Genomic DNA, 25,421 nt, shown 5'->3' with positions numbered 1-25,421 from the left:
GTTTCTTCTCCCTGAAGGCGACGAAATTACGCCGCCGGGCCTTGCGCGGCAACCGCCGCTTCGCGGGATTTTTCGGCCGCCCGGACGCGCTCGCGCCAGATCGTGTAAAGCCCGGCCGCGACGACGATCGCCGCCCCCCACCAGACATTGTCGGACGGCCATTCGCCCCAGACGAACCAGCCGAGAATGGCCGCCCAAATCAGCTCGGTATAGTGGAACGGCGCCACCGCGCCGATCGGGGCGAGGCGGAACGCGCGGATGGTGAACAACTGCCCGAGCAGCACCAGCACCGCCATCGCGACGATGACCAGCCACATATGGCCGGGCACGGGGGCCGAGACGATCGCCGCCCCGGCCGCGCCCGCGAAAAGCATCGCGGTGTTCTGCGACACCATCATTGAAAGATCCGTCTCGGTCGAGGCGAGCCAGCGCACGCAGGTCATCCCGCCCGCGTAGAACACCGCCGCCGTCAAGGCGAGCATCGCGCCGATCCCGAATTCGCCGTCGGCGATGCCCGGGCCGATAATGACCACGACGCCGATAAAGCCGATCGCCACGGCCGACCAGCGATGGACGCCGACCTTCTCCTTCAGCACGGGGACCGAGAACGCCGTCATGAACAAGGGTGCCGCGAAACCGATCGCGATGGCGGTGGCGAGCGGCAGATGCCGCAGGCTTTCGAAAAACGTGTACATCGCGCAGACTGACAGCCCCGCGCGCAGCAAATGGCCCAGCGGCCGTTTGGTGCGCAGCGCCGCGAAGCCGCCGGCACGGATCACGAAGGGCGTGAGGATCAGCAGCACGAAGACCGAGCGGATCGCCATCAGTTGCCCGGTCGGCAGATGTTGAATCGCGTATTTCGTGACGGCATCCATCACCGACAGCAGCACGACGCCGAACGCCATCGACGCGATGCCCAGGAGCGGACGATCGGAGCGGCCGATTCGACTGCGCGGAGCCGGGGGCTGGGTTGCTGCTGTTGCGGGGTTCGTCATGGGTGCAACGTCTATACTCGATATAGACCAACAAAATCTCGGCGGATCGCGCATGAATGTCTCGACGCTGACGCATTCGATTCTGGCACTTGGCGGCCGGCTCCCGCGCAACGACGACGTGTTGGAGATTTCCGGCGACGGCGATCCCGTTTTTCCCACGCCGTTTCGCATCGCAACGGCGGCAAGCGCGGTGCTGGGGGCCGCGGGCTTGGCGCTAAGCGATCTCTGGCGATTGCGCGGCAATGCGGCGCAAAGCGCGCGTATCGATACAAAATCGGCGGCGGCGAGTTTACGTTCCAGCGTCTATGTCACACGCGACGGTGTGAAACCCATATTCTGGGATCCGCTCGTCGGCCATTACCGCACGCGCGACGGCCGGCATATCTTCCTGCACACCAATCACGCGCATCATCGTGCGGCGGCGTTGCGGCTGTCCGGCGCGGCGGGCGATACACGCGCCGATCTGGAAGCGGCGGTCGCGAAGCTCGACGCGTTCGCGTTCGAGACCGCGTTGGCCAACGAAGACGGGATCGGCGCGGTGACGCGCACGCTCGACGAATGGAACGAATCGGCGCAAGGCAAGGCGGTCGCCGCGTTGCCCTTGTTCACCATCGACAAGATCGGCGAGGCATCGCCGCGCAAATTGCCCGACGCCGCGCGGCCGCTCGCCGGCATTCGCGTGCTCGACTTGACGCGCGTTCTGGCGGGCCCGGCGGCGGGGCGTTTGCTCGCCGAACATGGCGGCGACGTTTTACATCTCGCCGCCCCGCACACGCCCTATCAGACCGAATTGCTCTACGACACCGGGCCCGGCAAGCGTTGCGCGTGGCTCGATCTCGATACGGCGCAAGGCCCCGCGCAATTGCGCGATCTCGCGGCCGGGGCCGATGTGTTCCTGCAATCCTATCGGCCCGGTGCGCTCGCCAAGCGCGGTTTCGGGGCGGAAGACCTCGCGCGCTTGCGTCCCGGCATCGTGGTGACCGAGCTTTGTGCCTATAGCCATGAAGGGCCATGGGCATTGCGGCGCGGCTTCGACTCGGTCGTGCAGAACGCGATGGGCTTGGCGGCGACGCAAAGCGCGCTCGCAGCACCCAAGAACATGCCCGTGCAAGCGCTCGACTATATCGGCGGCTATGTCGCGGCCCTCGGCACGATGCTGGCCCTCGCGCGCCAAGCGCAAGAAGGCGGCACCTGGCGCGTGCGCACGTCGCTCGCCCAGATCGGGCATTTCCTCGCAAGCCTCGGCACGCTCGACGCGCGCGAGGCCGCCGCCGATCTGCCGCCGGACGATATCGCCAAGCTGATGATCGAAGTCGACTCGCCCTTCGGGCGCATCGGCCATTTCAAGCCGGTGCTGGAACTCGACCGCACGCCCGGCTTCTACGCGCGGCCGCCCGAGCCCTTCGGCAATTCGAAGCCGGAATGGCTATAGGCTAATTCGCCTTGCCGTAGCCGCCGCCGCCCGGCGTTTCGATCACGAACATGTCGCCCGGCTTCACGTCCCATTGGGCCGTGGCGCCCTTCTCCTCGATCGTGCCGTTCGTGCGTTCGACCCAGTTGCGGCCGAGCTTGCCGTTGCCGCCGCCATTGGCGCCAAACGGTTCGACCTTGCGCCGGTTGGCGAGGATCGCGCAGGTCATGTCTTCGAGGAAACGCACCTTGCGGATCGTGCCGTCGCCGCCGCGAAATTCGCCCTTGCCGCCCGAGCCGCGCCTGATTTCGAAGCTTTCGACGCGTACGGGAAAGCGCCATTCCAGCACTTCGGGATCGGTCAGACGCGAATTGGTCATATGCGTCTGCACGGCGTCGCAACCGTCGAAGCCGGGGCCCGCGCCGGAACCGCCGGCGATCGTCTCGTAATATTGGTGCTTGTCGTTGCCGAAGGTGAAGTTGTTCATCGTGCCCTGCGCGCCCGCCATCACGCCCAACGCACCGTAGATCGTGTCGGTCACGGCTTGCGAGGTTTCGACGTTCCCGGCCACGACGGCGGCGGGATATTGCGGGCGCAGCATGCAGCCTTCGGGGATGATCACCTTCAACGGCTTCATCACGCCCGCGTTCATCGGAATGTCGCCTTCGACCAGCGTGCGGAACACGTAAAGCACGGCGGCCATGCAGACCGACGCGGGCGCGTTGAAATTATTCGGCCGCTGCGCCGACGTGCCCGTGAAATCGAGAATGGCGCTGCGCGTCGCCTTGTCGATCGAGACCTTGACCTTGATGACCGCGCCGTCGTCCATCGGATAGGCGAATGCGCCGTCCTTCAGCACGTCGAGCACGCGGCGCACTTGCTCCTCGGCGTTGTCCTGCACATGGCCCATATAGGCGCGCACGACGTCGAGGCCGAATTCGCGAACCATCTTGCGGAGTTCTTGGGCGCCCTTCTCGCACGCCGCGATCTGGGCTTTGAGGTCCCCGATATTCTGCGCCGGGTTGCGCGCGGGATATTTGCCCGATTTCAACAGCGCGACCATTTCCGCTTCGCGGAAGCGACCTTGATCGACGAGCTGGAAATTGTCGATCAACACGCCCTCTTCCTCGACCGTCGTCGAGCCGGGCGGCATCGAACCGGGCGTGAGGCCGCCGATATCGGCCTGATGACCGCGGCTCGCGACGAAGAACAGAATGTCCTTCCCCGCTTCGTCGAACACCGGCATCACGACCGTGACGTCGGGCAGATGCGTGCCGCCGTTATAGGGCGCGTTCAGCACAAATACGTCGCCGGGGCGCATCGTGCCTTCGCGTGCGCGCGTGACGGCGGCCACACTCTCGCCCATCGAACCCAGATGTACGGGCATATGCGGCGCGTTGGCGATCAGATTGCCCTGGCGATCGAACAGCGCGCAGGAGAAATCGAGACGCTCCTTGATATTGACCGAGTACGCGGTGTTCTGGAGCGCCACGCCCATCTGTTCGGCGATCGACATGAACAGATTGTTGAACACTTCCAGCATGACCGGATCGACCTTGGTGCCGATCGCGTGCTGGCGCTGGATCGCGACCACGCGGCGCAACACCAGATGATCGCGCGCGGTGACTTCCGCCGCCCAGCCGGGTTCGATCACTGTCGTCGCATTGCGGTCGGACACGATCGCGGGGCCGGGCACTTTCATGCCCGGCTTCAACGCGTCGCGTAAGAAAACCGGCGTCGAATGCGTTTCACCGTCGGCGTACATCTTGACCGTCGCCGCCGGGGCGGGCGGCGCGGCGGCGCCGATTTCGCGCACGACATCGTCCGCACTTTCGGTATGGCCGACGACTTCAACCGCCACGGCTTCGACGATCACCGCCTTGCCGGGCATCGAGAAGCCGTAGCGCTGGCGATGCTGCTCGACGAAAGCGGCACTCGCGGCTTCGATCGTGCCGAAATCGACGACCAGCGCGGAATCCGTGCCTTCGTATTTGAGATGCAGCTTGCGCCGAACCTCGATCTTCGCCGGGTCGATGCCCTGGCGACGCATTTCGGCGAGGCCTTCTTCCGCCAGCGCCGCGAGTTCGGTTTCCAGCGTGGGCAGGATCGCGTCGGCGAGTTTGGCTTCGACCGCCTTCTCGCGCATCACGCGCAAATCGGCGAGGCCCATGCCATAGGCCGAGAGCACGCCCGCCAGCGGATGGACGAAGACGGTCGTCATGCCCAGCGCATCCGCGACCTTGCAGGCATGTTGCCCGCCCGCCCCGCCGAAGCAATTGAGCGCATAGCCCGACACGTCGTAGCCGCGCTGGATCGAAATCTGTTTGATCGCGTTGGCCATGTTCTCGACCGCGATCTTCAAGAACCCATCGGCGATCGCTTCGGGCGTGCGCTTCTCGCCCGTGGCTTTTTCCACTTCGGCCGCGAGGGCGGCGAATTTCGCGCGCACGATTTCGGCGTCGAGGCGCTGATCGCCGTTCGGCCCGAACACGGCGGGGAAGAAGTCGGGCACGATCTTGCCGACCATCACGTTCGCGTCGGTCACGGCCAGCGGGCCACCGCGGCGATAGCAGGCCGGGCCCGGATTGGCGCCCGCACTTTCGGGGCCGCAACGGAAGCGCGTGCCGTCGAAAAACAGGATCGAGCCGCCGCCCGCCGCCACCGTGTGGATCTTCATCATGGGGGCGCGCATGCGGACGCCCGCGACGATCGTCTCGAACGTGCGCTCGTATTCGCCGTTATAGAGCGTCACGTCGGTGGACGTGCCGCCCATGTCGAAGCCGATGATCTTGTCGAAGCCGGCCATCGCGGCGGTGCGCGCGGCCCCCACGATCCCGCCCGCGGGACCCGACAGGATCGAATCCTTGCCCTGGAAATAGCGCGCGTCGACCAGACCGCCATTCGACTGCATGAACATCAGCCGTGTGCCGCCCAGCTCGCCCGCGACGCGGTCGACATAGCGGCGCAGAATCGGTGAGACGTAAGCGTCCACGACGGTCGTGTCGCCGCGCCCGACGATCTTCATCAGCGGCGAGACTTCGTGCGAGATCGAAATCTGCGTGAAGCCGATCTTGCGCGCGATATCGCCCAGCGCCTTTTCATGCGCCGGGTAGCGATAACCGTGCAGCAGCACGATGGCCAGCGCCCGAATCCCCTGATCGTAGATCTTGCGCAGATCACGCTCGGCGGCGGCTTCGTCGAGCGTGCGCAGCACATTGCCTTGCGCGTCCATCCGCTCGTCGATTTCGACGGCGGTTTCGTACAGCAATTCGGGCAGCACGATCCGGCGCACGAACAGCTTCGGCCGGTTCTGGTAGGCGATGCGCAGCTGGTCCTTGAAGCCCTTGGTGATGGCGACGGCCACGCGCTCGCCCTTGCGCTCCAGCAGCGCGTTCGTGGCGACCGTCGTGCCCATCTTCACCGCTTCGACCGGCGCACCGGTCAGCGGCGCATCCTTGGCGAGGCCGAGGAGTTCGCGAATGCCTTGAAGGGCGGCGTCCTTGTAGCGCTCCGGGTTTTCCGACAGCAGCTTATGCGTGGCGAGCGTGCCGTCCGGGCGCTTGGCCACGATATCGGTGAACGTGCCGCCGCGATCGATCCAGAATTGCCACTGCGCCGTCATCGGGAATCCCTCCGGCCTCGGTTATGACAAAACGTTGACGAATCGTCAACGTTCCTAGAGCGTCGCCGCCGACCGGCTGGCCTGGTCGTAAAGCCCCGACAAGGCGCGCATCAACGCGGCGACTTGGGCGATCGCGTCATGCGGTTCGCCGATGCGCGCCACGGCATCGACCAGGCAGGTTTCGCGGATCGCGCGGTAGCGGTCGCACAAGGCGCGGCCCTTCTGCGTGGCCGCCCAATGGACTTCCTTGCCTTGTTTGACGCCCGAGACGAGGCCGAGACGCTTCAGCTTCTTGAGGCCGTAATTGACGAGGTGGTCATCCTCGACATTCAGCACCAAGGCGAGATCGGCGAGCGTCTTGGCGCGGTCGCGATGATTGGTGTGATGGAGGATCAGCACGTCGAGCGGCGAGAGATCGCCCTGCCCGGCGGCCGCCGTGCAGCGCACGATCCAGCGCCCATAGGCATGGAAGATCGGCGTCAGCGCGAATTCGAATTCCGACAATTCGGCCACGCGGTTACCCGCGAGATGCGCGGACGACACGATTTTGGGCGCGGGTTTGTCCTTGCGCTTGGCCATAAGGCGATACTCCGTCGATAAAACGTCGACGGAGTATCGCTTACGATCAGGCGGCCATCAATCCGCCGCGCCCGCGAACCAGCCTCCCGGGGTGGCGGCGAATGTCGCCCGACACCCCTTGGAACGCGTCCTTCGCCAATTCGCAGGCGAGCAGCCGGTGCGGTTGTTCGCCCGGCATGACCAAGCCCATCGGGGCGGCCGGCGCGAAACCGAAGCGCGCGTAGTAATCGAGATCGCCGACCAGCACGATTCGCGAATGCCGCGCCCAGGCGGCGGCGTCGAGGCCGTGGAACATCAACGCCGCCCCGATCCCTTGGCCTTTGAGTTTGGGCTCAACCGCCAGCGGGCCCAGCAACAGCGCGCCATGCGCGCCGATGGCGACGGGCCAGAAGCGCAGCGTGCCGAGAATCGCCCCGTCGTCCTTCGCCCGCGCGACGAAGGAAAGTTCGGCGAGCGGGTCCACGCCCTGCCGATAGCGATAGCTCTTCTTCGATTTCCGCCCCGGCCCGAAGGCCCGGTTCAGCAGAAGCTCGATCCGCGTCCCGTCGCCGGGCCGCTCGGTGGTGATGTCGAACATGGAATTTTCCTCGCGAAAACAATGCGTTGCAGAGCCCTACAACGGGTGCTGCGGAGGACGCTTATTCGCGAGGGAAGGAAAAGGACGGATGGACCTTATCCGCGCACGAACGCAAGCGCACCCGGCACCCGGGTGCTACGTCGTCGCGCGGAAATGGCGATCCACATCGTCATGCGTCGCAGTTAAAGCGAATTCGCCCCGAACGTCAAACCTTGAATTTGGGGTCGAGCCAATCGCGCAGACTGTCGCCGAACAAATTGAAGGCGAACACGGCGACGGAGATGGCGAGCCCCGGGAACAGAATCATCCACGGCGCCTCGCGATAGAAATCCGAAGCGTTGCCCGACAGCATCAAGCCCCAGGCGGGCGTGGGCTCGGTCACGCCCAGCCCCAGGAACGACAGCGACGCTTCCAGCAAAATCGCCTGCGCGATGAACGCCGTGAACATGATCAGGAACGGGGCCGCGACGTTGGGCACCATATGGCGCAGGATGATGCGGATATGGCCGAAGCCCGCGGCGCGCGCCGCGTCGATATAGGGCATTTCGCGGATCGACAGCGCCGCCGAGCGCACGACGCGCGCGACCTTCGGCACGATCGGGATCGCGATGGCGAAGACGAGATTGATGTCGATGCCGCCGATCTGATTGCGGCCCAGCATCGCCACGACGACCAGCGCCAGAACGATGATCGGGAAAGACAGCATCACGTCGATGAAGCGCTGCACGATCATATCGATGCGCCCGCCGAAATAGGCCGAGGCCACGCCGATCATGGCGCCCGACACGCAGCCCATCAGCGAGGCGAAGAAGCCGATCGTCAGCGCGGTGCGCGCCCCGAAGATCACGCGGCTGAAAATGTCGCGGCCGAACGCGTCCGTGCCCATCCAATGCTCCCAGGACGGCGGCGCCAGCATCGCGCTGAAATCGATCGCCAACGGATCGTAGGGCGCCACGAAATCGGCGAATACGCCGCCGAACAGCATGATCAAAATCGCCACGCCCGAAATGGCGCCCAGCGGCTGAGCGAGGCAGAACATCGCCAGCGCCGAATGGCGCTTGGGCGCCGCATAGGTCACGTTCGGCTGGGAGACGGCCTCGGCCATGTCACTTCCCTCCCAACCGGATGCGCGGATCGAACAGCGCGTAGAGCAGATCGACGATCAGATTGGTCACGATGAACACCACCGCGATCAGCATGACGATTGCCTGGATCAGCGTGAAATCGTTGCGGCTGACCGCCTGCACGAACAGCTTGCCGATGCCGTTGAGGTTGAACACTTGCTCGGTCACGACCAAGCCGCCGATCAGGAACGCGAATTCGAGGCCGATGACGGTGATCGCGGGCAGCAAAGCGTTACGCATCGCATGGCGCGCGACGACGAGTTTTTCGTACACGCCCTTGGCGCGCGCGGTGCGGATGTAATCCTCCTTCATCACCTCGACGATGGAGGAGCGGACCATGCGCGCGACGACGGCGGAGTAGCGGTAGCCGACGGCCAGCGCGGGCCAGATCAATTGGCTGATATTGGCCACGGGATCGACATAGATCGGCGTGTAGGTGATCGGCGGCAGCCAATTGAACCAATAAAGCAGGCCCAAAATGATGATCATGCCCAGCCAGAAGCTGGGCACGGCGAGCCCGGCGATCGTAATCAAACGCACCGCGTAATCGATCCACGTGTCTTTGAACAACGCGGATATGGTGCCGAGCGGAATCGCGATCAGGACGGCGAAGATCGTCGCCATGATCGCGACCTGCATGGTGAGTTCGAGACGCAGGCCGATCTCCTCCGTCACCGGACGGTCGGTCCACATCGACTTGCCGAGATCGAGCGTGACCAGCCCGACCATCCAATCGGCGAATTGCACGCCAAGAGGACGATCGAGGCCGAGGCGCGCGCGCTCGGCGTCGATCGTCTCCTGCGTGACGGATCCCCCGTCGCCGCGCAGCTTCACTTCCACGATGTCGCCGGGCACGACCCGGAGCATGAAGAAGATGAGGACCGCCACGCCCAAAAGCGTGGGGATCATCAGAAGGATGCGGTTGACGAGGTAGCCGAACATCGAGCGTCCTTTACGTGTTCAGCCAAACATCGGCCAAATCCTGGCCGAGATTGTGGCTGGGCGACATTTGCCAGCCCATGACGACCTTGTGGGTCGGCACGATGCGGTGCCACCACAACAGCGGCACCTGATAGGCCTGGTCGAAAGCGCGCTTCTCGAACTGGCGGATCAGATCGAAGCGCTTCTGGAAATCGCGCTCGCGGCTTTGGGCGGCGTAAAGCCGGTCCATCTCCGCGTCGATCGCGCGGCTGCGGTTTTCCGGCGCCTTGTTGAACGACAGATACTTCGCCAGTGCGAGCGACGGCTCGTCCATGAACAGGTTCGAGAAGTCGATCGCGACGTCGAAATTGCCGCTCGACATGCCCGCGAGATAGGGCGACGTCTCCGACTGGCGGTGTTCGACGTTCACGCCGATCTGGCGCCATTGGTCGACCAGGAAGATGCCGGCCGGCGTGTAGGGCTGCGCCAGATTGCGGTTATGCAGAACGAAGGTGAGGTTCGGCACGCCCGCTTCGCGCAGCAGCCGGCGCGCTTCCGCCCGCGCGGCGGCGATGTCGCGCCCGAAGCCCGGGACCTTCAACAGATCCTCGTCCTTCATCGCGAAGGGCGAACCGGGGCGGACCAGACCGCCCGGATCGCGCAACGTCGCCGTACGCGCAAGGCCTTGGGCACCCGCGCGCCGGTCGATGGCCAGATGCAGCGCGCGGCGCACGCGCACGTCGTCGAACGGCTTCTTCTCGGTGTTGAACACGACCATCAGGTTCAGCGTCCAGCTCGATTCCTCGGTCCGGATGCGGTCGCCCATCACCTGCACCAGACGATCGCGTTCGGCGGGCGAAATGCCGCGGAATTCCGCCAGCACTTGGCCGCCCTGCATCGCGTTCATCATCGCGGCGGGCTGGGTCATGAACACGCCGCGGAATCCGTCGAGATAGGGGCGCCCCTGGCGGAAGTATTTGTCGTTGCGGGTGCCGGTGATGTGGCTGCCGCGCACATGTTCGCCGAAGCGGAACGGGCCCGTGCCGTTGATCGCGGTGCGCGGGGCGTTGGCGTTCGCGGCGAGGTCCTTGGCGGCGTAGATCCAGTTCCACGGGCTGGCGAAATGTTCGAGCATCGCCGGGTTCGGCGCCTTCATCTTGAACACGACGGTCAGCGGATCGGGCGTTTCGATCGTATCGATATCGATGAACGTCGCCTGACGGGTGGAGACCACGCCGGTGGGCGGATTGCGCATCCGGTCATAAGTTGCCTTCACGTCGGCCGAGGTCAGTGCCGTGCCGTCATGGAAGGCGACGTTCGGCGTCAGCTTGAACGTGTAGGTCATGAGGTCGGCGGCGACGTCCCACGACGCGGCGAGATCGCCTTTCACCTTGGGATAATCGGCAAGGTTGAATTGCAGCAGCGTCGAATAGAAGGGCGCGCCGAAATGCAGCGTGGCGAAGGTGTCGGAGCCGTGCGCGTCGTAATGCGGCGTTTCGGCCGAGATCGCGAAGGTGAAATTGCCGCCGCGCTTGGGCGCACCTTGCGCCGCAGCGGGCGACGCGTCGTAAAGGCCGAGGCCGGCGGTGGCGGCGGCCAGCGCCGTGGTCTGCAAAAACTGCCGGCGTCCGAAGCTCAAATAATCCTGATTCATGACGTTCCTCCTGTTTTGATTATTTTGGACTCGGTGGAAACGGGCGCTCTGCGGCGCCTCGTTCAAACTTTTAGACAAGCCACAAGATGGCCGGGTTTGACCTCGCGGATTTCGGGAATGGTGGCTTTGCAGGCATCGTCGGCCAGCGGGCAGCGCGTGTGGAACACGCAACCCGACGGCGGACGCAAGGGCGACGGGATTTCCCCGCCCAACGTGCGCGCGGCGCGCGATTTCTCGATCGCCGGATCGGGAATGGGGGCGGCGTCGAGCAGCGCCTTCGTATAGGGATGCAGCGGCTCGGCATAGAGCGCGTCGCCGTCGGCGAGCTCCATCATCCGGCCCAGATACATGACCGCGACGCGATCCGAGATATGGCGCACCACCGCCAGATCGTGGGCAATGAAGAGGTATGTGAGGCCGAGCTTCTTCTGGAGGTTCTCCAGCAGATTGATGATCTGGCCTTGGATCGACACGTCGAGCGCCGAGACGGGCTCGTCGCAGACGATGCATTCGGGCTCCATCGCCAAGGCGCGCGCGATCCCCACGCGCTGGCGCTGGCCGCCCGACATTTCGTGCGGATAACGCTCGGCCATATAAGCGAACAGGCCGACGGCTTCGAGCAATTCGGCCACACGCTTTTTGGCGGCGGCGGCGTCGGGCACGATTTTATAGACGAGCAGCGGTTCGGCGATGATCTGGCCGATCGTCATGCGCGGATTGAGCGAGGAATACGGGTCCTGGAAAATCACCTGGATCTTGCGGCGGATGGGCCGGAGCTCGGCCGCACCGAGTTTGGAGATATCCTGGCCCTTGAACGTGATCGATCCTTCGGTCGGCGTTTCCAGACGCAGGATCAAACGGCCGACGGTCGTCTTGCCGCAGCCGGATTCGCCGACGAGCCCCAAAGTTTCGCCGGGCGAGATATCGAACGACACGTCGTTGACCGCGCGCACTTCGCTTTTGACCGAGCTGAACGTGCCGGTCTTGCGCGACACTTCGAAGAATTTCTTGAGGCCGCTGACCGAGAGCAATTTCTCGCCCGCGCGGCCTTCGCGTTTGCCGCCGGCTTCGATGACGGGCTTCTCGCGGCCGATTTCGCCCGCGGCGATTTCCTTGGCGCGCAAGCATGCCGACAAATGCCCGGGCTCGATTTCCTCGAGTGCGGGATCGTTCGCGCAGATATCGGCGCGGAACTGGCAGCGTGCCGCAAATCGGCAGCCCTTGGGCGGGTCGAGCAGATTGGGCGGCAAGCCTTCGATGGTTTCGAGCTTCGCCCCGCGCGGCCGGTCGAGGCGCGGGACCGAGCGCATCAGGCCCATCGCATAAGGATGGCGCGGGCGCAGGAACACGTCGTCCGCCGTGCCCTTTTCCACCACGCGCGCGGCGTACATCACGTTGACGCGATCGGCGTAGCGCGCAACGACGCCAAGGTTATGCGTGATGATGACCAGCGCGATGTTGAGCTTGCGCGACAATTCCTTCATCAACTCCAGGATCTGCGCCTGGATGGTGACGTCGAGGGCGGTCGTCGGCTCGTCGGCGATGATGAGCTTGGGGTTGCAGGCAAGCCCGATCGCGATCATCACGCGCTGGCGCATGCCGCCGGAGAATTGATGCGGATATTGGTCGAGCCGGCGTTCGGGATCGGTGATGCCGACCAGCGAGAGCAATTCCACCGCCCGGGCGCGCGCCTGTTCCTCCGTCATCTTCAGATGGATGAACAGCGGCTCCATGATCTGCAGCCCGATCGGCAGGACCGGGTTGAGGCTCGTCATCGGCTCCTGGAAGATCATCGAGATGTCGCGGCCGCGCCGCTCGCGCATCTCCTCGTCGGTCAGGTCGAGAAGATTGACGCCCTCGAACATGATCTTGCCGTGGACGACGCGTCCGGCGGGCTTCGCCAGCAAGCGCATGATCGCCAGCGACGACACGGATTTTCCGCAGCCCGATTCACCGACGATCGCCAGGACTTCGCCGCGCCGGACCTGATAGGACACACCCTCGACCGCGCGCACGACGCCGCGCGACGTGACGAAATGGACGTGCAAATCCTCGACCGACAACAGAACGTTGGAATCGCTCAAAGCGGGCGCCTCGACTGTTCGCATTTATCGTGTTTTTTTGATCCCTAGCACGGGACACCCCGGGGATGCCACCCCCGAAGGCCGCCAGTCCGATCTGCGGAACGGCGCCTTGTTCCTTTTCGCAACGGCGAATAGCTTGGCGCGACGCTCTCGATTTTCACGTGGTTGGATTCGGAATTACGCGGAAGATGTCGATCTGGGGAAGTTTGTTGGGGGGCACGGCGGGTTATGCGCTGGGCGGCCCTTTGGGCGCGCTGATCGGGCTCGCCGCCGGCCATGCGGTCGATCGCGTCTTGCGCGCGAACAAATCGCCGGAGAGCGAACAGGAGAAGCGCAAAATCGCCTTCACCATCGCGACCGTGGCGCTGGCCGCGAAAATGGCCAAAGCCGACGGCGCGGTGTGCGATCGCGAAAAAGCCGCCTTCGCGCGCATCTTCCATTTCGATCCGGCCGAGCGCGCGAATGTCGAGCGCGTTTTCGATTTCGCCGCGCGTTCGACGCACGGCTTCGAAGCCTATGCGCGCCAAGTGGCCGGGCTATTCGACAAGGGCGCCCCGGCGCTGGAAGAATTGCTCGACTGCCTTTTTCATATCGCGAGCGCCGATCACGCGATCACCGAGGACGAGCTTGAGTATCTGCGCGCGGTCGCGACCCATCTCGGTCTCGACGAAGGCGTCTATCGCGCGATCCGCCAGGCGCATATCGGGCCCGACGCGAACGATCCGTACGAAGTTTTGGGCGTCTCGCCGCAGGCCGATCTCGACGAGATCAAGCGCGTGTGGCGCGAACAGGCGCGCCTGCATCATCCGGATGTGCTGACCGGCCAAGGCATGCCCGCCGAATTCGTGGCGCTGGCCGAGAAGCGCTTGGCCGCGATCAACGCCGCCTATGAGAACATTCTCGAACGGCGGAACGCGGCATGAGACCGATCGACTCCGCCCTGACCGTCGGGATCATGATGATCTGGGGCCTCAATTTCGTCGTCGCGAAATTGGCGCTCGCGGAATTGCCGGCGATCTTCACCATGTCGCTGCGCTTCGCGCTGGTGGCGATCTTGCTGCTGCCCTTCGTGAAGATGCCGAGCCGCCAGGACATGAAGGCGATCGCCTTGCTCGGTTTCACGCTGGGCGGCTTGCATTTCTCGTCGATGTTCACCGGCATGAAGAATCTCGACGCCGGGCTCGCCGCCATCGCGACGCAAAGCCAGGTGCCGTTCGCGGCCCTGCTCTCCGCCGTCATCCTCAAGGATTATCCCGGCTGGCGGCGCTGGACCGGCATGGGCCTCGCGTTCTTCGGCATCTGGCTCGCGACCGGCGGCGCCGTTTCGGGGGCGGCACCTTTCTATGTCGGGCTGGTGCTGTTCGCGTCGTTCATGTGGGCGGTCGCGAATTTCCAGTTCAAGTCGCTCACCCATATCGACGGCTTCACCCTCAACGCCTATACGGCGTTGTGGAGCGTGCCGTTCCAGGTCGCGTTCTCCGCGATGCTGGAAACCGGGCAGATCGAAGCCTTCGTCAACGCGTCGTGGCGCGCTTACGCCGGCGTCGTTTTCATGTCGGTGATGATCACCATCTGCACCTATTGGATGTGGTACCGCATGTTGCGCCGCTATTCGGTCAACGTGACGATGCCCTATACGCTGCTGGTGCCCGTGTTCGGCGTGATGGCGGGCGTCATCTTCAACGGCGACGATCTGGGCTGGCGGATGATCGCGGGCACGGCCGCGACCATCGCGGGCGTCGCGATCATCGTGCTGCGCCGCCCGGCCGATGTCGGCGGCGAGTCGACGAGCAAGATGTCGTGAAGCTCGAAACGCAGCCCTCGCCGAATTTCGACGCGCGGCCCGACGGTGTGGCGCCCGAATTCCTGGTGCTGCATTACACGGACACCAAGGATCGCGCGGAAAGCCTGTCCTATCTGCTCGATCCCGCCAAACAGGTCAGCGCGCATTATCTGATCGACATGGACGGCACGATCCTGGCGCTGGTGCCCGAAGATAAGCGCGCTTGGCATGCCGGCGTGTCGTGCTGGCGGGGCAAGCGCGACGTCAATGCGCGTTCGATCGGCATCGAGATCCAGAATCCCGGCCATCGCCTCGGCTATCGCGATTATCCGGCCATCCAGATCGATGCGGTGATCGAACTTTGCCGCGCGATCGTCGACCGGCACGGTATCGCGCCGCGCGATGTCGTCGGCCATTCGGACGTGGCGCCGTCGCGCAAGAAGGATCCCGGTGAGTTATTTCCGTGGGAACGCCTCGCCGAAGCCGGGATCGGGCTTTTTCCGTCCAACGTCGCGCGCCGCCATCGCAGCACGCGCGATTTCGGGCCCGGCGAATCCGACGACGCGGTGACGGACGCGCAAAATCTGCTGGCGCGCTTCGGCTACGACATCGAAGCGACCGGCACGCTGGACAACGCGACGCACGCCGTGATGGTCGCCTTCCAGCGCCGCTTCCGGCCCTGGAAATTCGACGGACGGCTCGACGGCGAAACCCATGCGCGGCTGCGCGCCCTCGTCGCGATGCTCTGAATTCCGGCACGCGGGTTGCTTGCCCTTCCCGCATCATGAATCTGACCGATATCCCCGCGTTGCGCCGGTACTGGTATCCGCTCTGCCAGGATTCCGATCTCGATAAAGGCCCGCTCGCCCAGCGTTTGCTCGGCGTCGATTTGGTCTTGTGGAAAAGCGACGACGGCAAGCCCAACGCGGTGCGCGATCGCTGCCCGCATCGCACCGCCAAATTGTCGCGCGGCTTTGTGGAGAATGGCGCGATCGTTTGCGGCTATCACGGCTGGGCGTTCGAAGGCTCGGGCAAATGCGTGAAAATTCCGCAGCGCGCGGACCCGGCCGCCACCGGCAAAATGCGTGTCGATGCGTTCCACGCCCAGACCTATGGCGGGCATGTGTGGGTGGCGCTCGAAACGCCCGTCGAAGACATTCCCGTATTCGCCGAGGACGGCGATCCTTCGTGGCGACGCATCCCCGAATTCGTCGAGAACTGGGCGTGCAGCGCGCTGCGCGTGATGGAGAACGAATTCGACAACGCGCATATCGAATACGTGCACCAAGCGACGTTCGGCAACACGCGCGATCCGATTCCGGCGGAGAACGAGATCGAGGAATTCGCCGGCGGTTTCGTGGCGCGCGCGGTGGTGCGCGCGGCAAACCGCAAGATCGGCGCGGATTACACCGGTGCGACGGGCGAGCTCACCACGCGGACCACGGTGCATCGTTATTGGTTCCCGTTCCTGCGCAAGCTGGAACTCACGTTTCCGAACGGGCTATGCCACCGCATCGTGACCGCGACCGTGCCGGTGGACGATGCGCATACGCGCCTCGTGCAATGGGTCTATCGCAACGATACCGACGCCGACGTGCCCGCCGAGAAGGCCATCGCCTTCGACCGCGCGGTGACGCTGGAGGATAAGGACATCCTCGAAGCGACCGATCCCTATGTGCCGTTGCGCGATTACATGACCGCCGAGCGCCACATGCCGTCGGACAAGCCGGGCCTGATCATGCGCCGCATGCTGGTCGCGGCGGCGGACGCGGATATCGCGCCCGTAGGGGCCCAAGGCGACGATTGACACAATTTTTATGTATGTGTATTTTTTACATCGCGACCCGCTGACACGGGATTGGAGGGGCCAGGGATATGAGAGACCGACAAATAGAAGGTAGTCAGCGATGCCCCCTTCCAGCAAAGAGGTTATCCGCGCCCTGACGGACGACGGATGGTTCCAAGTCGGTCAAACCGGCAGCCACGCCCAATTCAAGCATCCGACGAAGCCGGGCAAGGTGACGGTCAAACATCCGGATAAGGATATCCGGATCGGCACGCTCAAAAGCATCGAGCGTCAAGCGGGATTGAAGTTACGCTGATGAATGCGACGAAAGCCTATATCGCGATTATCGAAGGCGGCGACACGCCGGGTTACAGCGTGTTTTTCCCGGACCTGCCCGGCTGCGCAAGCGGCGGCGACACGATCGACGAAGCGATCGGCAACGCGCATGAAGCGTTGAATCTGCATCTCTCGGGCATGGCGGCGGATAACGACCCCATTCCCGAACCGTCGCCTTTCGAAGACATCGAGGTCGATCCCGAAGTGCGGGAAGTCGCGCGCGTGTTGATCCCCGCCGAGATTTCCGGCCGCACGGTGCGGCTCAATATCAGTCTCGACGAAGGGATCGTGGCGCTGGCCGACCGTAAGGCGACGGCGCGCGGTTATACGCGCTCGGGCTATATCGCCGCGTTGATCCGCGACGACGCGACGCGCTCGGCGCGCCACTCCGCTCCCGCCGCGAAATCCAAAGCCAAGCCCAAGCGCCGTCGCGCGGGTTGACGCTGCGGGCCAAACGCGCGCATATCCGCCCCGCCAGACGGCCGGACGACCGCGGGGTGCTTCGCGCATCGCGAGGAAAGTCCGGGCTCCACGGAGATAAGGGTGCCGGGTAACGCCCGGCGGGCGCGAGCCCAGGGACAGTGCAACAGAGAAAGACCGCCAAAGCCGGGCGTGCGCGGGGTTGGACTTCGCGCAAACCAGGCCGGTAAGGGTGAAACGGTGGTGTAAGAGACCACCGCGGACGCGGCAACGCGGACGGCATGGCAAACCCCACCCGGAGCAAGACCAAATAGGGGCGGCACGCGAAGGGCAACCTTCGCAGGTCGGTTTCCGGACCGCCGCCCGGGTCGGTTGCTTGAGGCCGCCAGCAATGGCGGTCCTAGAGGAATGGTCGTCGTCGTCCGGCAACGGGCGTCACAGAACCCGGCTTACAGGCCGTCTGGCTTTTTCCACATTCTGATCGCGGTATCGCCCCAAAGCCCCACTAGGGTCAGGGGGCTTGTTCCCAATTTTCGGTAAATTTGGCGGCGTCGCGCCTCGAGAGAACAGACCGTGTCCATTACAAAACAAGCACTTAGCCCGTTGACGCCCATATACACCCATGATATCCCATATTGTCCCACGAAAACCGCCTTTCGCGAAGGCAGGTAACGGGGGACCCCAAAGGGAAGAAAACTCCTCGTCTTTCCAATGGGTTGAACAATGGGGACGGCACGAGAGGGTCAACGCGGGCGATGGCCAAATCCGCGTTCATTTCGACCTATACGTTCAAGATCGATCGGAAGGGGCGCGTCTCCGTTCCGGCCGATTTCCGTGCCGTCATGTCTGCAAAAGGCGAAGAAGGTCTCAATGTGCTGCCGCTTTCCGGCCTGAAAGCGGTGCGCGCAATCGGTGCCGACGTCCTCGCCAAAATCGGCCAAAACGCGGATCCGCTCGCGGCGTTTCGTCCCTCGTCCCTGGACCATGCCGCGATTCTGGCCGCCGATTTGGTCGCCTTGCAGATCGATTCCGAAGGCCGTGTCGGCCTTCCCGAAGCGCTGATCGCGCATTGCGCGCTCGGCGAAACCGCCGTGTTCGCCGGCCGCATCCAATTCTTCGAAATCTGGAATCCCGAGGCCTTCGCCGCCGACCAAGCGGAAAAGCGCCGCGCGATTTTGGGCGGCGGACCGGCATGACGCAGCCGCAAATCCACGTGCCCGTGATGCTCGCCGAGGTGTTGGCCGCCTTGGCGATCAAGAACGGCGGCGTCTATCTCGACGGCACGTTCGGCGCCGGCGGCTATTCGACCGCGATCCTCGACGCCGCCGATTGCAAGCTCGTCGCCTTCGATCGCGATCCCGAAGCGATCGCGCGCGGCGCGCCGTTGAAGGCGAAGTACGGCGAACGGCTCACGCTGGTCGAAGGCCGCTTCGGCGAGATGGACAAGCTGTCGCCCGAACGCGACCTCGACGGCATCGCGCTGGATCTGGGCGTGTCCTCGCCGCAGATCGACGACGCGGCGCGCGGCTTTTCCTTCCGCGCCGACGGGCCGCTCGACATGCGCATGGAAAAAGCCGGCCTGTCGGCGGCGGACATCGTCAACGACTGGCCCGAGCGCGATTTGGCCGACGCGATCCACGAATTGGGCGACGAACGCCACGCGCGGCGCGTCGCCAAGAACATCGTCAAGGCGCGTGGCCTGAAGCGGATCGAGCGCACGTCGGAACTCGCCGAGATCGTGCGGTCTTGCGTGCCGCGCTCGAAGGACGGCATCGATCCCGCGACGCGCACGTTCCAAGCTTTGCGCATGGCGGCGAACGACGAATTGGGCGAACTCGCGCGCGGCCTCGCCGCCGCCGAGCGTTTGCTGAAACCCGGCGGACGCCTCGCGGTCGTGTCCTTCCATTCGCTGGAAGACCGCGCGGTCAAACGCTTCCTGAAGCGCCGCGCCGGCAACGAAGATCGCGGCTCGCGCCATCTGCCGTCGCGCGGGGTGGAGCGTGCGCCGTCGTTCAAGCTGGTCGAACGTAAAGGCGTGAAGCCGAGCGAGGCCGAGACCGCGCGCAATCCGCGCGCGCGCTCCGCCATGTTGCGCGTCGCCGAACGCACGAACGCGCCCGCCTGGGGTGAAGCCGCATGAGCCGCTTCGTCACCCTGCTGTGGATTCTGATCGCGGGTGCGGGTGCCTTGGCGCTCTATCAGATCAAGCACGAAGTCATCGCGCAGGAGCGCGAGCTTGCGCGCCTCAACCGCGCGATCGTGCAGGAACAGGAATCGATCCACGTGCTGCGCGCGGAATGGAGTCTGGTGAACCAGCCCAAGCGCCTGCAAGCCTTGGCCGAGCGTCATCTTGACCTTCAGCCGATGAAGCCCGGCCAGTTCGGCCGCGTCGACGCCGTGCCCGCGCAATCGCCGCAAGTCCCGACGGCCCAGCCGCGCGCGATCGCGCAGGAGCGGCGCTGATGGCGACGAACTTCCTCGACATCGTGCGCGGCTTCCCCGCCCGTCTGCGGGTGGAAAGTGCGGCCAAGCAATCGATGGAGACGGCGCGCCATCGCCTCGTCATCGGCGGCATCCTGTTCGCCGTGTGCTTCGCGGTGGTCGGCGTGCGCCTCGTCGACGTGACGCTGCTATCCGAAGCGCGCGAACCGCGCGCGGCGCGGGCACCCGCCACCGGACCGCTGGAACTCGCGCGCGCCGACATCGTCGACCGCAACGGCGTGCTGCTGGCGACGTCGCTGGCGACGCAATCGCTCTACGCCAATCCGCAGATGATCGCGAACGCGGCCGATGCGGCGCGGCGCCTTGCCGCGACGCTGCCGGGGATCGACGAGAAGCAATTGCGCGACCGCCTGTCCGGCGAGAACCGCTCCTTCGTGTGGATCCGCCGCAACCTCACGCCGCGCCAGCAATTCGAAGTCAACCGCCTGGGCATTCCGGGCCTGTTCTTCCAGCGCGAGGAACGCCGCGTCTATCCGCACGGCAATCTCACCTCGCATGTCGTCGGCTTCTCCGACGTCGACAATCGCGGCTTGGCGGGCGTCGAGCAAAGCTTCGACGAGCGCCTGAAAACCTCGAACGAGCCGTTGCGCCTGTCGATCGACGTGCGCGTGCAGCACGCCGTGCGCGAGGAATTGCAGCACACGATCCAGAACTTCAACGCCATCGGCGGCATGTCGGTGATGATGGACGTGACGACCGGCGAAGTCATCTCGATGGTCTCGCTGCCCGATTTCGATTCCAACGCGCCGGGCCTGGCCGACGCCGATGCGCGGTTCAACCGCAACACGCTCGGCGCCTACGAGATGGGCTCGACGTTCAAGATGTTCACGGTCGCGATGGGCTTCGATTACGGCGTCCTGCGCATGACCGATTCCTTCGACGCCAGCCGCCCCTATCAGATCGGCCGATTCACGATCTCCGACTTCAAGGGCAAGAATCGCTGGCTGACGACGCCCGAGGTTTTCATCTATTCGTCCAACCTCGGCGCGCTGCGCATGTCGCTGCAAGTGGGCCCGACGCGCCAGCGCGAATTCCTCGACCGGCTCGGCTTCCTCAAGCCCTCGCCCATCGAATTGCCGGAAATCGGCCATCCGCTGATCCCGCGCCCGTGGCGCGAGATCAACATGCTGACGATTTCCTTCGGCCACGGCATTTCGGTATCGCCCATGCAGCTGGTCGCGGCGGGTGCGGCCGCGGTCGATGGCGGCATCTATCGCGCCCCCACCATTTTGGCGCGCGACGACGCGACCGCCGTGCAGGGCGAACGCGTGATGAGCCAGCGCGCGTCGGACATGCTCAACCAATTGCTGCGCTTCAACGCCGAAAAGGGTTCCGGCAGGACCGCCGAAGTGCCGGGCTATTTCGTCGGCGGCAAGACGGGCACGGCCGAAAAGGTCCAGGCCAATGGCGGCTACAAGAAGAACGCACGTATCTCGTCGTTCTTCGGGTCCTTCCCGGCGCATAAGCCGCGCTACGTGCTGCTGGTGATGGTCGACGAGCCGCAGGGCCGTCGCGACACCGGCGGCTACGCGACCGGCGGCGTCGTTTCGGCGCCCACGGCCGGGCGCATCATCGCGCGCGTCGCCCCGATCCTGGGCGTGGCGCCGACCGAGGATCTTCCCGTCGATCTCACCAAGCCGCTGCTCGCCGCAGCCAATCTCCGGTAGGGGCGATGCGCTTGAGCCTGCTTCTCGACCCCGAGATCGAACTGCTGAACGCCGCCGGGCTTGACCCCGCGATCGCGGGCGTGACGGCGGATTCGCGCGCGGTGACGAAGGGCTTTCTGTTCGCCGCGTTGTCGGGCGCGAAGCAGGATGGCCGCGCCTATGTGGGCGATGCCTTACGTAAGGGTGCCGCCGCGATCCTCGCCGCACCCGGCCTGGATCTTCCTGCCGGCATTCCCTATCTCGCCGCCAAAAATCCGCGCCGCGCCTTCGCGCGCACGGCCGCGCGCTTCTACGCCGCCCAGCCCGCGACGATCGTCGCGGTCACGGGAACGAGCGGCAAAACCTCGGTCGCCGCCTTCGCGCGCCAGATCTGGGCGATCCTGGGCCGCAAAGCCGCGAGCATGGGCACGCTCGGCATCGTCGGGCCGGATTTCGAGCGCTACGGCTCGCTGACCACGCCCGATCCGGCGGCGCTGCACAAGGATATGGCCGAGCTTGCGCTTGCGGGCATCGACAACGTGGCGCTCGAAGCGTCGAGCCACGGCATCGATCAGCATCGCCTCGACGGCGTCACGCTGAAGGCCGCCGCCTTCACGAATTTGAGCCGCGACCATCTCGACTATCACGGCGATATGGCGAGCTATCTCGCCGCCAAGCGGCGTTTGTTCGATACGCTGCTGCCGCGCGGCGCCGTCGCCGTGCTGAACGCCGACATTCCCGAATACGCGCAGTTGCGCGCCGCGTGCGACGCGCGCGATCTGCGCGTCGTCACCTATGGCCGCCACGGCAAGGAACTGCGGCTGATTTCGGCGACGCCGCTGCCGCAAGGCCAGGCGATCGAAATCGAAGCCTACGGCGTGAAGCAAAGCTTCGTGCTGCCGCTGGCCGGCGCGTTCCAGGCGATGAACGCGCTCGCCGCACTCGGTCTCGTCGTCGGCACCGGCGCCGCGCCGCATGAAGCCTTGCAGGCGCTGACCAAGCTGCAAGGCGTGCCCGGCCGTTTGGAACGCGCGGGCGTGCGCAAGAACGGTGCTGCAATCTATGTCGATTACGCGCATAAGCCCGGCGCGCTCGCGACCGTGCTGGAAGCGTTGCGCCCGCATGTGACCGGCAAGCTTCATGTCGTCGTCGGCTGCGGCGGCGATCGCGATGCGGGCAAACGCCCGATGATGGGCAAGATCGCGGTCGAGAATGCCGATCGCGTGATCGTCACCGACGACAATCCGCGCTCCGAAGATCCCGCCGCGATCCGCGCCGCCGTGTTGGCGCAAGCGCCCGGCGCGATCGAAATCGCCCCGCGCGAAATCGCGATCCGCGATGCTGTCGCCGCGCTGGAAGCAGGCGACGTGCTGGCGATTTGCGGCAAGGGCCACGAGACCGGCCAGATCGTCGGCGACAAGGTTTTGCCCTTCGACGACCGCGACGAAGCGCGCAAAGCCATAGCACTGGCCGACGGGGTTGCCGCATGAGCGCCCTCTGGACCTCAAGCGATGCGGCGACGGCGACCGGCGGGCGCTTGGCGGGTGCGGCATGGGCCGCCAGCGGCATTTCCATCGATACGCGCACGCTGAAAGCGGGCGATCTATTCGTCGCGTTGAAGGCCGAAAAAGACGGCCACGATTTCGTGCGCGCCGCTTTCGCCCAAGGGGCGGCGGCGGCGTTGGTGTCGCGTGAGATCGCGGCGAGCGGCCCGCAACTCGTCGTCGGCGATACGCTCGACGCGCTCGGCCGAATGGGTGTCGCGGCGCGCGCGCGTTCGAAGGCGCGCATCGTCGCGGTCACTGGCTCGGTCGGCAAGACGTCGACCAAGGAAGGCCTCGCCCTCGTTCTCGGCAAGCAAGCCGCGACGCATGCGGCAACCGCGTCGTTCAACAACCATATCGGTGTGCCGGTCACGCTCGCGCGCATGCCGGCGGATGCGCGCTACGCGGTGTTCGAAATCGGCATGAACCACGCGCGCGAGATCGCACCCTTGACCGCGATGGTCGCCCCGCATGTGGCGATTGTCACGACGGTCGAAGCGGTCCACGCCGAATATTTCCCCGACGGGATCGACGGCGTCGCTCGTGCAAAAGCCGAGATTTTCGAGACGGGCCAGGGCGGCGAGACCGCCGTGTTGCCCTTCGACAATCGCTATTTCGAAACGCTCGCCAAGGCCGCCCATCTGTTCAATTGGCGCGGCGTGTTGAGCTTCGGCACGCAAGCCGGCGCCGATGCGCGGCTGATCGATTGGAATGGCGATGCCGGCGGCTCGACCGTCACGGCCGATTTCCTGGGCACGCGCGCCACGTGGCGCGTGGGTGCGCCCGGCAAGCATTGGGCGCTGAATTCGCTCGCCGTGCTGCTGGGTGCCCATGCACTGGGTGCGGATTGGCGCCAAGCGGCCGAAGCGCTCGCGACCGCAGCACCGCCGAAAGGCCGCGGCGCACGTCACGACTTGAAACTTCCCGGCGGCGGCAGTTTCGCGTTGCTCGACGAAAGCTACAACGCCTCGCCGCCGTCGATGCGCGCGGCCTTCGCCGTTTTGTCGATGACCGACGCAAAACGGCGCATCGCCGTGCTGGGCGATATGCGCGAGCTCGGCCCCCAGGCCGAAGAGCTTCACGCCGGTTTGGCCGAAGCGATCCTGGCCGAAAAAATCGATCTCGTTTTCTGCTGCGGGCCGTTGATGCGCCGTCTTTTCGACGCATTGCCCGAAGATAAGCGCGGCGCCTACGCGGTCGACTCAGCCGCGTTGGCGCCGATCGTTCTCGACGCCGTTCGCGCGGGCGACGCGGTTTCCGTCAAAGGGTCGCTCGGCAGCCGCATGGGGCCGATCGTCGACGCATTGCTGGCGCTCGCCCCTCGCGCAGCGGCCGGAAGGTAAGGCAACAGATGTTCTTCAACCTCCTCGTCCCGCTGTCCGACGACATCAGCTTCTTCAACCTGTTCCGCTACCTCACTTTCCGGTCGGGCGGGGCGGTGATGACGGCGTTGGTCGTGTCGTTCCTGCTGGGCGAGCCGATCATTCGGTGGCTGAAATCCAAACAGCCGCATGTCGGCGTGCGCGCCGACACGCCCGAAACGCATTTGAAGAAGCGCGGCACGCCGATCATGGGCGGCGTGCTGATCCTGCTATCGATGGGCATTTCGACGCTGCTGTGGGCCGATCTTTCCAACGGCTATGTCTGGGCCGTGCTGACGGTGACGTTCGGCTTCGGCGCGATCGGCTTCTGCGACGATTACCTGAAGCTGACCAAGCGCAATTCCAAGGGCCTGCCCGGCCGCTGGAAGCTCGCCGTGCAGTTCACGATCGCGCTCGCCGCGACGCTGTGGATCGTGTATCTCACGCGCGAACCGCTCTCCACCCAGCTCGCGATTCCGTTCTTCAAGAATCTGCTGATCGATCTCGGCATGTTCTTCATCCCCTTCGCGATGTTCGTGATGGTCGGCTCGTCCAACGCGGTGAACCTGACCGACGGGCTCGACGGCCTCGCCATCGTGCCGGTGATGATCGCGGCAGGCTGCTTCGCGGCCTTCGCTTACGTCGCCGGCAACGCGGTGTTCGCGAATTACCTGCTGATCCACCATGTCCCCGGCTCGGGCGAGCTCGCCGTGCTGTGCGCGGCCTTGGTCGGTGCGGCCCTCGGCTTCCTGTGGTTCAACGCGCCGCCCGCGATGGTGTTCATGGGCGACGTGGGCTCGCTGTCGATGGGCGGGGCGCTCGGCACGGTCGCCGTCATCACCAAGAACGAACTCACCCTCGCCATCGTCGGCGGGCTGTTCGTGCTGGAAGCCGTGTCGGTCATCGTGCAGGTCGCGTCGTTCAAGCTGACCGGCAAGCGCGTGTTCCTGATGGCGCCGCTGCACCATCACTTCGAAAAGAAGGGCTGGGCCGAACCCACCATCGTGATCCGCTTCTGGATCATCGCCTCCATCCTGGCGCTCGCGGGTCTCGCGACGCTGAAGCTGCGGTGAGGG

At 65.0% G+C, this 25,421-nt stretch carries 22 protein-coding genes and 1 other RNA gene; 15 read left to right on the top strand and 8 right to left on the bottom strand.

All coding sequences use genetic code 11. The features are described from left to right. Positions 1 to 26: 26 nt before the first annotated feature. Complete coding sequence (locus J0H39_05205; GenBank protein MBN9496129.1) at positions 27 to 905, bottom strand: DMT family transporter; 879 nt, start codon at positions 903 to 905, stop codon at positions 27 to 29. Positions 906 to 1,047: 142 nt separating this feature from the next. Between J0H39_05205 and J0H39_05200 the strand changes: the two genes are divergently transcribed. Next, positions 1,048 to 2,427 (top strand): CoA transferase, encoded by a 1,380-nt coding sequence (locus J0H39_05200; GenBank protein MBN9496128.1) that lies wholly within the window; start codon positions 1,048 to 1,050, stop codon positions 2,425 to 2,427. A gap of 1 nt (position 2,428) precedes the next feature. Here the strand turns inward: J0H39_05200 and J0H39_05195 are convergent, their stop codons facing one another. From J0H39_05195 to J0H39_05165, 7 genes are all read right to left on the bottom strand, one after another. Continuing rightward, on the bottom strand, positions 2,429 to 6,028 hold the full coding sequence (locus J0H39_05195) for a hydantoinase B/oxoprolinase family protein (GenBank protein MBN9496127.1): 3,600 nt from the start codon (positions 6,026 to 6,028) through the stop codon (positions 2,429 to 2,431). A gap of 54 nt (positions 6,029 to 6,082) precedes the next feature. Next, entirely contained in the window at positions 6,083 to 6,607 is a 525-nt protein-coding gene (locus J0H39_05190) for a winged helix DNA-binding protein (GenBank protein MBN9496126.1), read from the bottom strand. Positions 6,608 to 6,653: 46 nt separating this feature from the next. Then, positions 6,654 to 7,184: an N-acetyltransferase gene (locus tag J0H39_05185; GenBank protein MBN9496125.1), complete on the bottom strand. Its 531-nt coding sequence runs from the start codon at positions 7,182 to 7,184 to the stop codon at positions 6,654 to 6,656. A gap of 205 nt (positions 7,185 to 7,389) precedes the next feature. After that, complete coding sequence (locus J0H39_05180) at positions 7,390 to 8,289, bottom strand: ABC transporter permease (protein MBN9496124.1); 900 nt, start codon at positions 8,287 to 8,289, stop codon at positions 7,390 to 7,392. A gap of 1 nt (position 8,290) precedes the next feature. Beyond that, entirely contained in the window at positions 8,291 to 9,250 is a 960-nt protein-coding gene (locus J0H39_05175; GenBank protein MBN9496123.1) for an ABC transporter permease, read from the bottom strand. Between the two features lie 10 nt (positions 9,251 to 9,260). Then, positions 9,261 to 10,883 carry a twin-arginine translocation signal domain-containing protein gene (locus J0H39_05170; GenBank protein MBN9496122.1) on the bottom strand — a complete coding sequence of 541 codons (1,623 nt, stop codon included), beginning with the start codon at positions 10,881 to 10,883 and terminating at the stop codon, positions 9,261 to 9,263. A gap of 62 nt (positions 10,884 to 10,945) precedes the next feature. Next, positions 10,946 to 12,991 (bottom strand): ABC transporter ATP-binding protein, encoded by a 2,046-nt coding sequence (locus J0H39_05165; protein MBN9496121.1) that lies wholly within the window; start codon positions 12,989 to 12,991, stop codon positions 10,946 to 10,948. 164 nt (positions 12,992 to 13,155) lie between these two features. Between J0H39_05165 and J0H39_05160 the strand changes: the two genes are divergently transcribed. The 14 genes from J0H39_05160 (at position 13,156) to J0H39_05095 (ending at position 25,418) form a co-directional block, all read left to right on the top strand. Next, entirely contained in the window at positions 13,156 to 13,890 is a 735-nt protein-coding gene (locus tag J0H39_05160) for a TerB family tellurite resistance protein (GenBank protein MBN9496120.1), read from the top strand. Next, positions 13,887 to 14,771 (top strand): EamA family transporter, encoded by an 885-nt coding sequence (locus J0H39_05155; protein ID MBN9496119.1) that lies wholly within the window; start codon positions 13,887 to 13,889, stop codon positions 14,769 to 14,771. Before J0H39_05160 ends, J0H39_05155 begins: the two co-directional genes overlap by 4 nt. Next, positions 14,768 to 15,499, top strand: coding sequence for an N-acetylmuramoyl-L-alanine amidase (locus J0H39_05150; GenBank protein ID MBN9496118.1), 732 nt, complete (start codon positions 14,768 to 14,770; stop codon positions 15,497 to 15,499). The genes J0H39_05155 and J0H39_05150 overlap by 4 nt, the downstream gene beginning before the upstream one ends. Before the next feature lie 35 nt (positions 15,500 to 15,534). Continuing rightward, on the top strand, positions 15,535 to 16,557 hold the full coding sequence (locus J0H39_05145; protein ID MBN9496117.1) for an aromatic ring-hydroxylating dioxygenase subunit alpha: 1,023 nt from the start codon (positions 15,535 to 15,537) through the stop codon (positions 16,555 to 16,557). 100 nt (positions 16,558 to 16,657) lie between these two features. Next, on the top strand, positions 16,658 to 16,852 hold the full coding sequence (locus tag J0H39_05140) for a type II toxin-antitoxin system HicA family toxin (GenBank protein MBN9496116.1): 195 nt from the start codon (positions 16,658 to 16,660) through the stop codon (positions 16,850 to 16,852). Continuing rightward, positions 16,852 to 17,313: a type II toxin-antitoxin system HicB family antitoxin gene (locus J0H39_05135; protein MBN9496115.1), complete on the top strand. Its 462-nt coding sequence runs from the start codon at positions 16,852 to 16,854 to the stop codon at positions 17,311 to 17,313. The genes J0H39_05140 and J0H39_05135 overlap by 1 nt, the downstream gene beginning before the upstream one ends. Before the next feature lie 33 nt (positions 17,314 to 17,346). Beyond that, positions 17,347 to 17,760, top strand: an RNA gene (rnpB, locus tag J0H39_05130) — RNase P RNA component class A. Between the two features lie 287 nt (positions 17,761 to 18,047). After that, positions 18,048 to 18,488, top strand: a complete 441-nt coding sequence (locus tag J0H39_05125; protein ID MBN9496114.1) for a division/cell wall cluster transcriptional repressor MraZ — start codon at positions 18,048 to 18,050, stop codon at positions 18,486 to 18,488. After that, positions 18,485 to 19,432: a 16S rRNA (cytosine(1402)-N(4))-methyltransferase RsmH gene (gene rsmH / locus J0H39_05120; protein ID MBN9496113.1), complete on the top strand. Its 948-nt coding sequence runs from the start codon at positions 18,485 to 18,487 to the stop codon at positions 19,430 to 19,432. Before J0H39_05125 ends, rsmH begins: the two co-directional genes overlap by 4 nt. Beyond that, positions 19,429 to 19,755 (top strand): hypothetical protein, encoded by a 327-nt coding sequence (locus J0H39_05115; protein ID MBN9496112.1) that lies wholly within the window; start codon positions 19,429 to 19,431, stop codon positions 19,753 to 19,755. Before rsmH ends, J0H39_05115 begins: the two co-directional genes overlap by 4 nt. Further along, on the top strand, positions 19,755 to 21,461 hold the full coding sequence (locus tag J0H39_05110) for a penicillin-binding protein 2 (GenBank protein ID MBN9496111.1): 1,707 nt from the start codon (positions 19,755 to 19,757) through the stop codon (positions 21,459 to 21,461). Before J0H39_05115 ends, J0H39_05110 begins: the two co-directional genes overlap by 1 nt. A 5-nt stretch (positions 21,462 to 21,466) precedes the next feature. Next, positions 21,467 to 22,930, top strand: coding sequence for a UDP-N-acetylmuramoyl-L-alanyl-D-glutamate--2,6-diaminopimelate ligase (locus tag J0H39_05105; protein MBN9496110.1), 1,464 nt, complete (start codon positions 21,467 to 21,469; stop codon positions 22,928 to 22,930). Beyond that, positions 22,927 to 24,327 carry a UDP-N-acetylmuramoylalanyl-D-glutamyl-2,6-diaminopimelate--D-alanyl-D-alanine ligase gene (locus J0H39_05100; GenBank protein MBN9496109.1) on the top strand — a complete coding sequence of 467 codons (1,401 nt, stop codon included), beginning with the start codon at positions 22,927 to 22,929 and terminating at the stop codon, positions 24,325 to 24,327. Before J0H39_05105 ends, J0H39_05100 begins: the two co-directional genes overlap by 4 nt. A gap of 8 nt (positions 24,328 to 24,335) precedes the next feature. Next, positions 24,336 to 25,418: a phospho-N-acetylmuramoyl-pentapeptide-transferase gene (locus J0H39_05095; GenBank protein ID MBN9496108.1), complete on the top strand. Its 1,083-nt coding sequence runs from the start codon at positions 24,336 to 24,338 to the stop codon at positions 25,416 to 25,418. Positions 25,419 to 25,421: the final 3 nt, after the last annotated feature.

The organism is Alphaproteobacteria bacterium (genome assembly GCA_017308135.1).
Lineage (GTDB): Bacteria > Pseudomonadota > Alphaproteobacteria > CACIAM-22H2 > CACIAM-22H2 > Tagaea.
Note: the sequence above shows the minus strand (reverse complement) of the source record. Positions and strands in the feature narration are given on the sequence as shown.

Bases quoted from the DNA above. Each gene is read 5' to 3' on its own strand.
- J0H39_05205 (MBN9496129.1), bottom strand. From the start codon at position 905: ATGGCGTTCGGCGTCGTGCTGCTGTCGGTGATGGATGCCGTCACGAAA.
- J0H39_05200 (MBN9496128.1), top strand. From the start codon at position 1,048: ATGAATGTCTCGACGCTGACGCATTCGATTCTGGCACTTGGCGGCCGG.
- J0H39_05195 (MBN9496127.1), bottom strand. From the start codon at position 6,028: ATGACGGCGCAGTGGCAATTCTGGATCGATCGCGGCGGCACGTTCACC.
- J0H39_05190 (MBN9496126.1), bottom strand. From the start codon at position 6,607: ATGGCCAAGCGCAAGGACAAACCCGCGCCCAAAATCGTGTCGTCCGCG.
- J0H39_05185 (MBN9496125.1), bottom strand. From the start codon at position 7,184: ATGTTCGACATCACCACCGAGCGGCCCGGCGACGGGACGCGGATCGAG.
- J0H39_05180 (MBN9496124.1), bottom strand. From the start codon at position 8,289: ATGGCCGAGGCCGTCTCCCAGCCGAACGTGACCTATGCGGCGCCCAAG.
- J0H39_05175 (MBN9496123.1), bottom strand. From the start codon at position 9,250: ATGTTCGGCTACCTCGTCAACCGCATCCTTCTGATGATCCCCACGCTT.
- J0H39_05170 (MBN9496122.1), bottom strand. From the start codon at position 10,883: ATGAATCAGGATTATTTGAGCTTCGGACGCCGGCAGTTTTTGCAGACC.
- J0H39_05165 (MBN9496121.1), bottom strand. From the start codon at position 12,991: ATGCGAACAGTCGAGGCGCCCGCTTTGAGCGATTCCAACGTTCTGTTG.
- J0H39_05160 (MBN9496120.1), top strand. From the start codon at position 13,156: ATGTCGATCTGGGGAAGTTTGTTGGGGGGCACGGCGGGTTATGCGCTG.
- J0H39_05155 (MBN9496119.1), top strand. From the start codon at position 13,887: ATGAGACCGATCGACTCCGCCCTGACCGTCGGGATCATGATGATCTGG.
- J0H39_05145 (MBN9496117.1), top strand. From the start codon at position 15,535: ATGAATCTGACCGATATCCCCGCGTTGCGCCGGTACTGGTATCCGCTC.
- J0H39_05140 (MBN9496116.1), top strand. From the start codon at position 16,658: ATGCCCCCTTCCAGCAAAGAGGTTATCCGCGCCCTGACGGACGACGGA.
- J0H39_05135 (MBN9496115.1), top strand. From the start codon at position 16,852: ATGAATGCGACGAAAGCCTATATCGCGATTATCGAAGGCGGCGACACG.
- J0H39_05125 (MBN9496114.1), top strand. From the start codon at position 18,048: ATGGCCAAATCCGCGTTCATTTCGACCTATACGTTCAAGATCGATCGG.
- rsmH (MBN9496113.1), top strand. From the start codon at position 18,485: ATGACGCAGCCGCAAATCCACGTGCCCGTGATGCTCGCCGAGGTGTTG.
- J0H39_05115 (MBN9496112.1), top strand. From the start codon at position 19,429: ATGAGCCGCTTCGTCACCCTGCTGTGGATTCTGATCGCGGGTGCGGGT.
- J0H39_05110 (MBN9496111.1), top strand. From the start codon at position 19,755: ATGGCGACGAACTTCCTCGACATCGTGCGCGGCTTCCCCGCCCGTCTG.
- J0H39_05105 (MBN9496110.1), top strand. From the start codon at position 21,467: ATGCGCTTGAGCCTGCTTCTCGACCCCGAGATCGAACTGCTGAACGCC.
- J0H39_05100 (MBN9496109.1), top strand. From the start codon at position 22,927: ATGAGCGCCCTCTGGACCTCAAGCGATGCGGCGACGGCGACCGGCGGG.
- J0H39_05095 (MBN9496108.1), top strand. From the start codon at position 24,336: ATGTTCTTCAACCTCCTCGTCCCGCTGTCCGACGACATCAGCTTCTTC.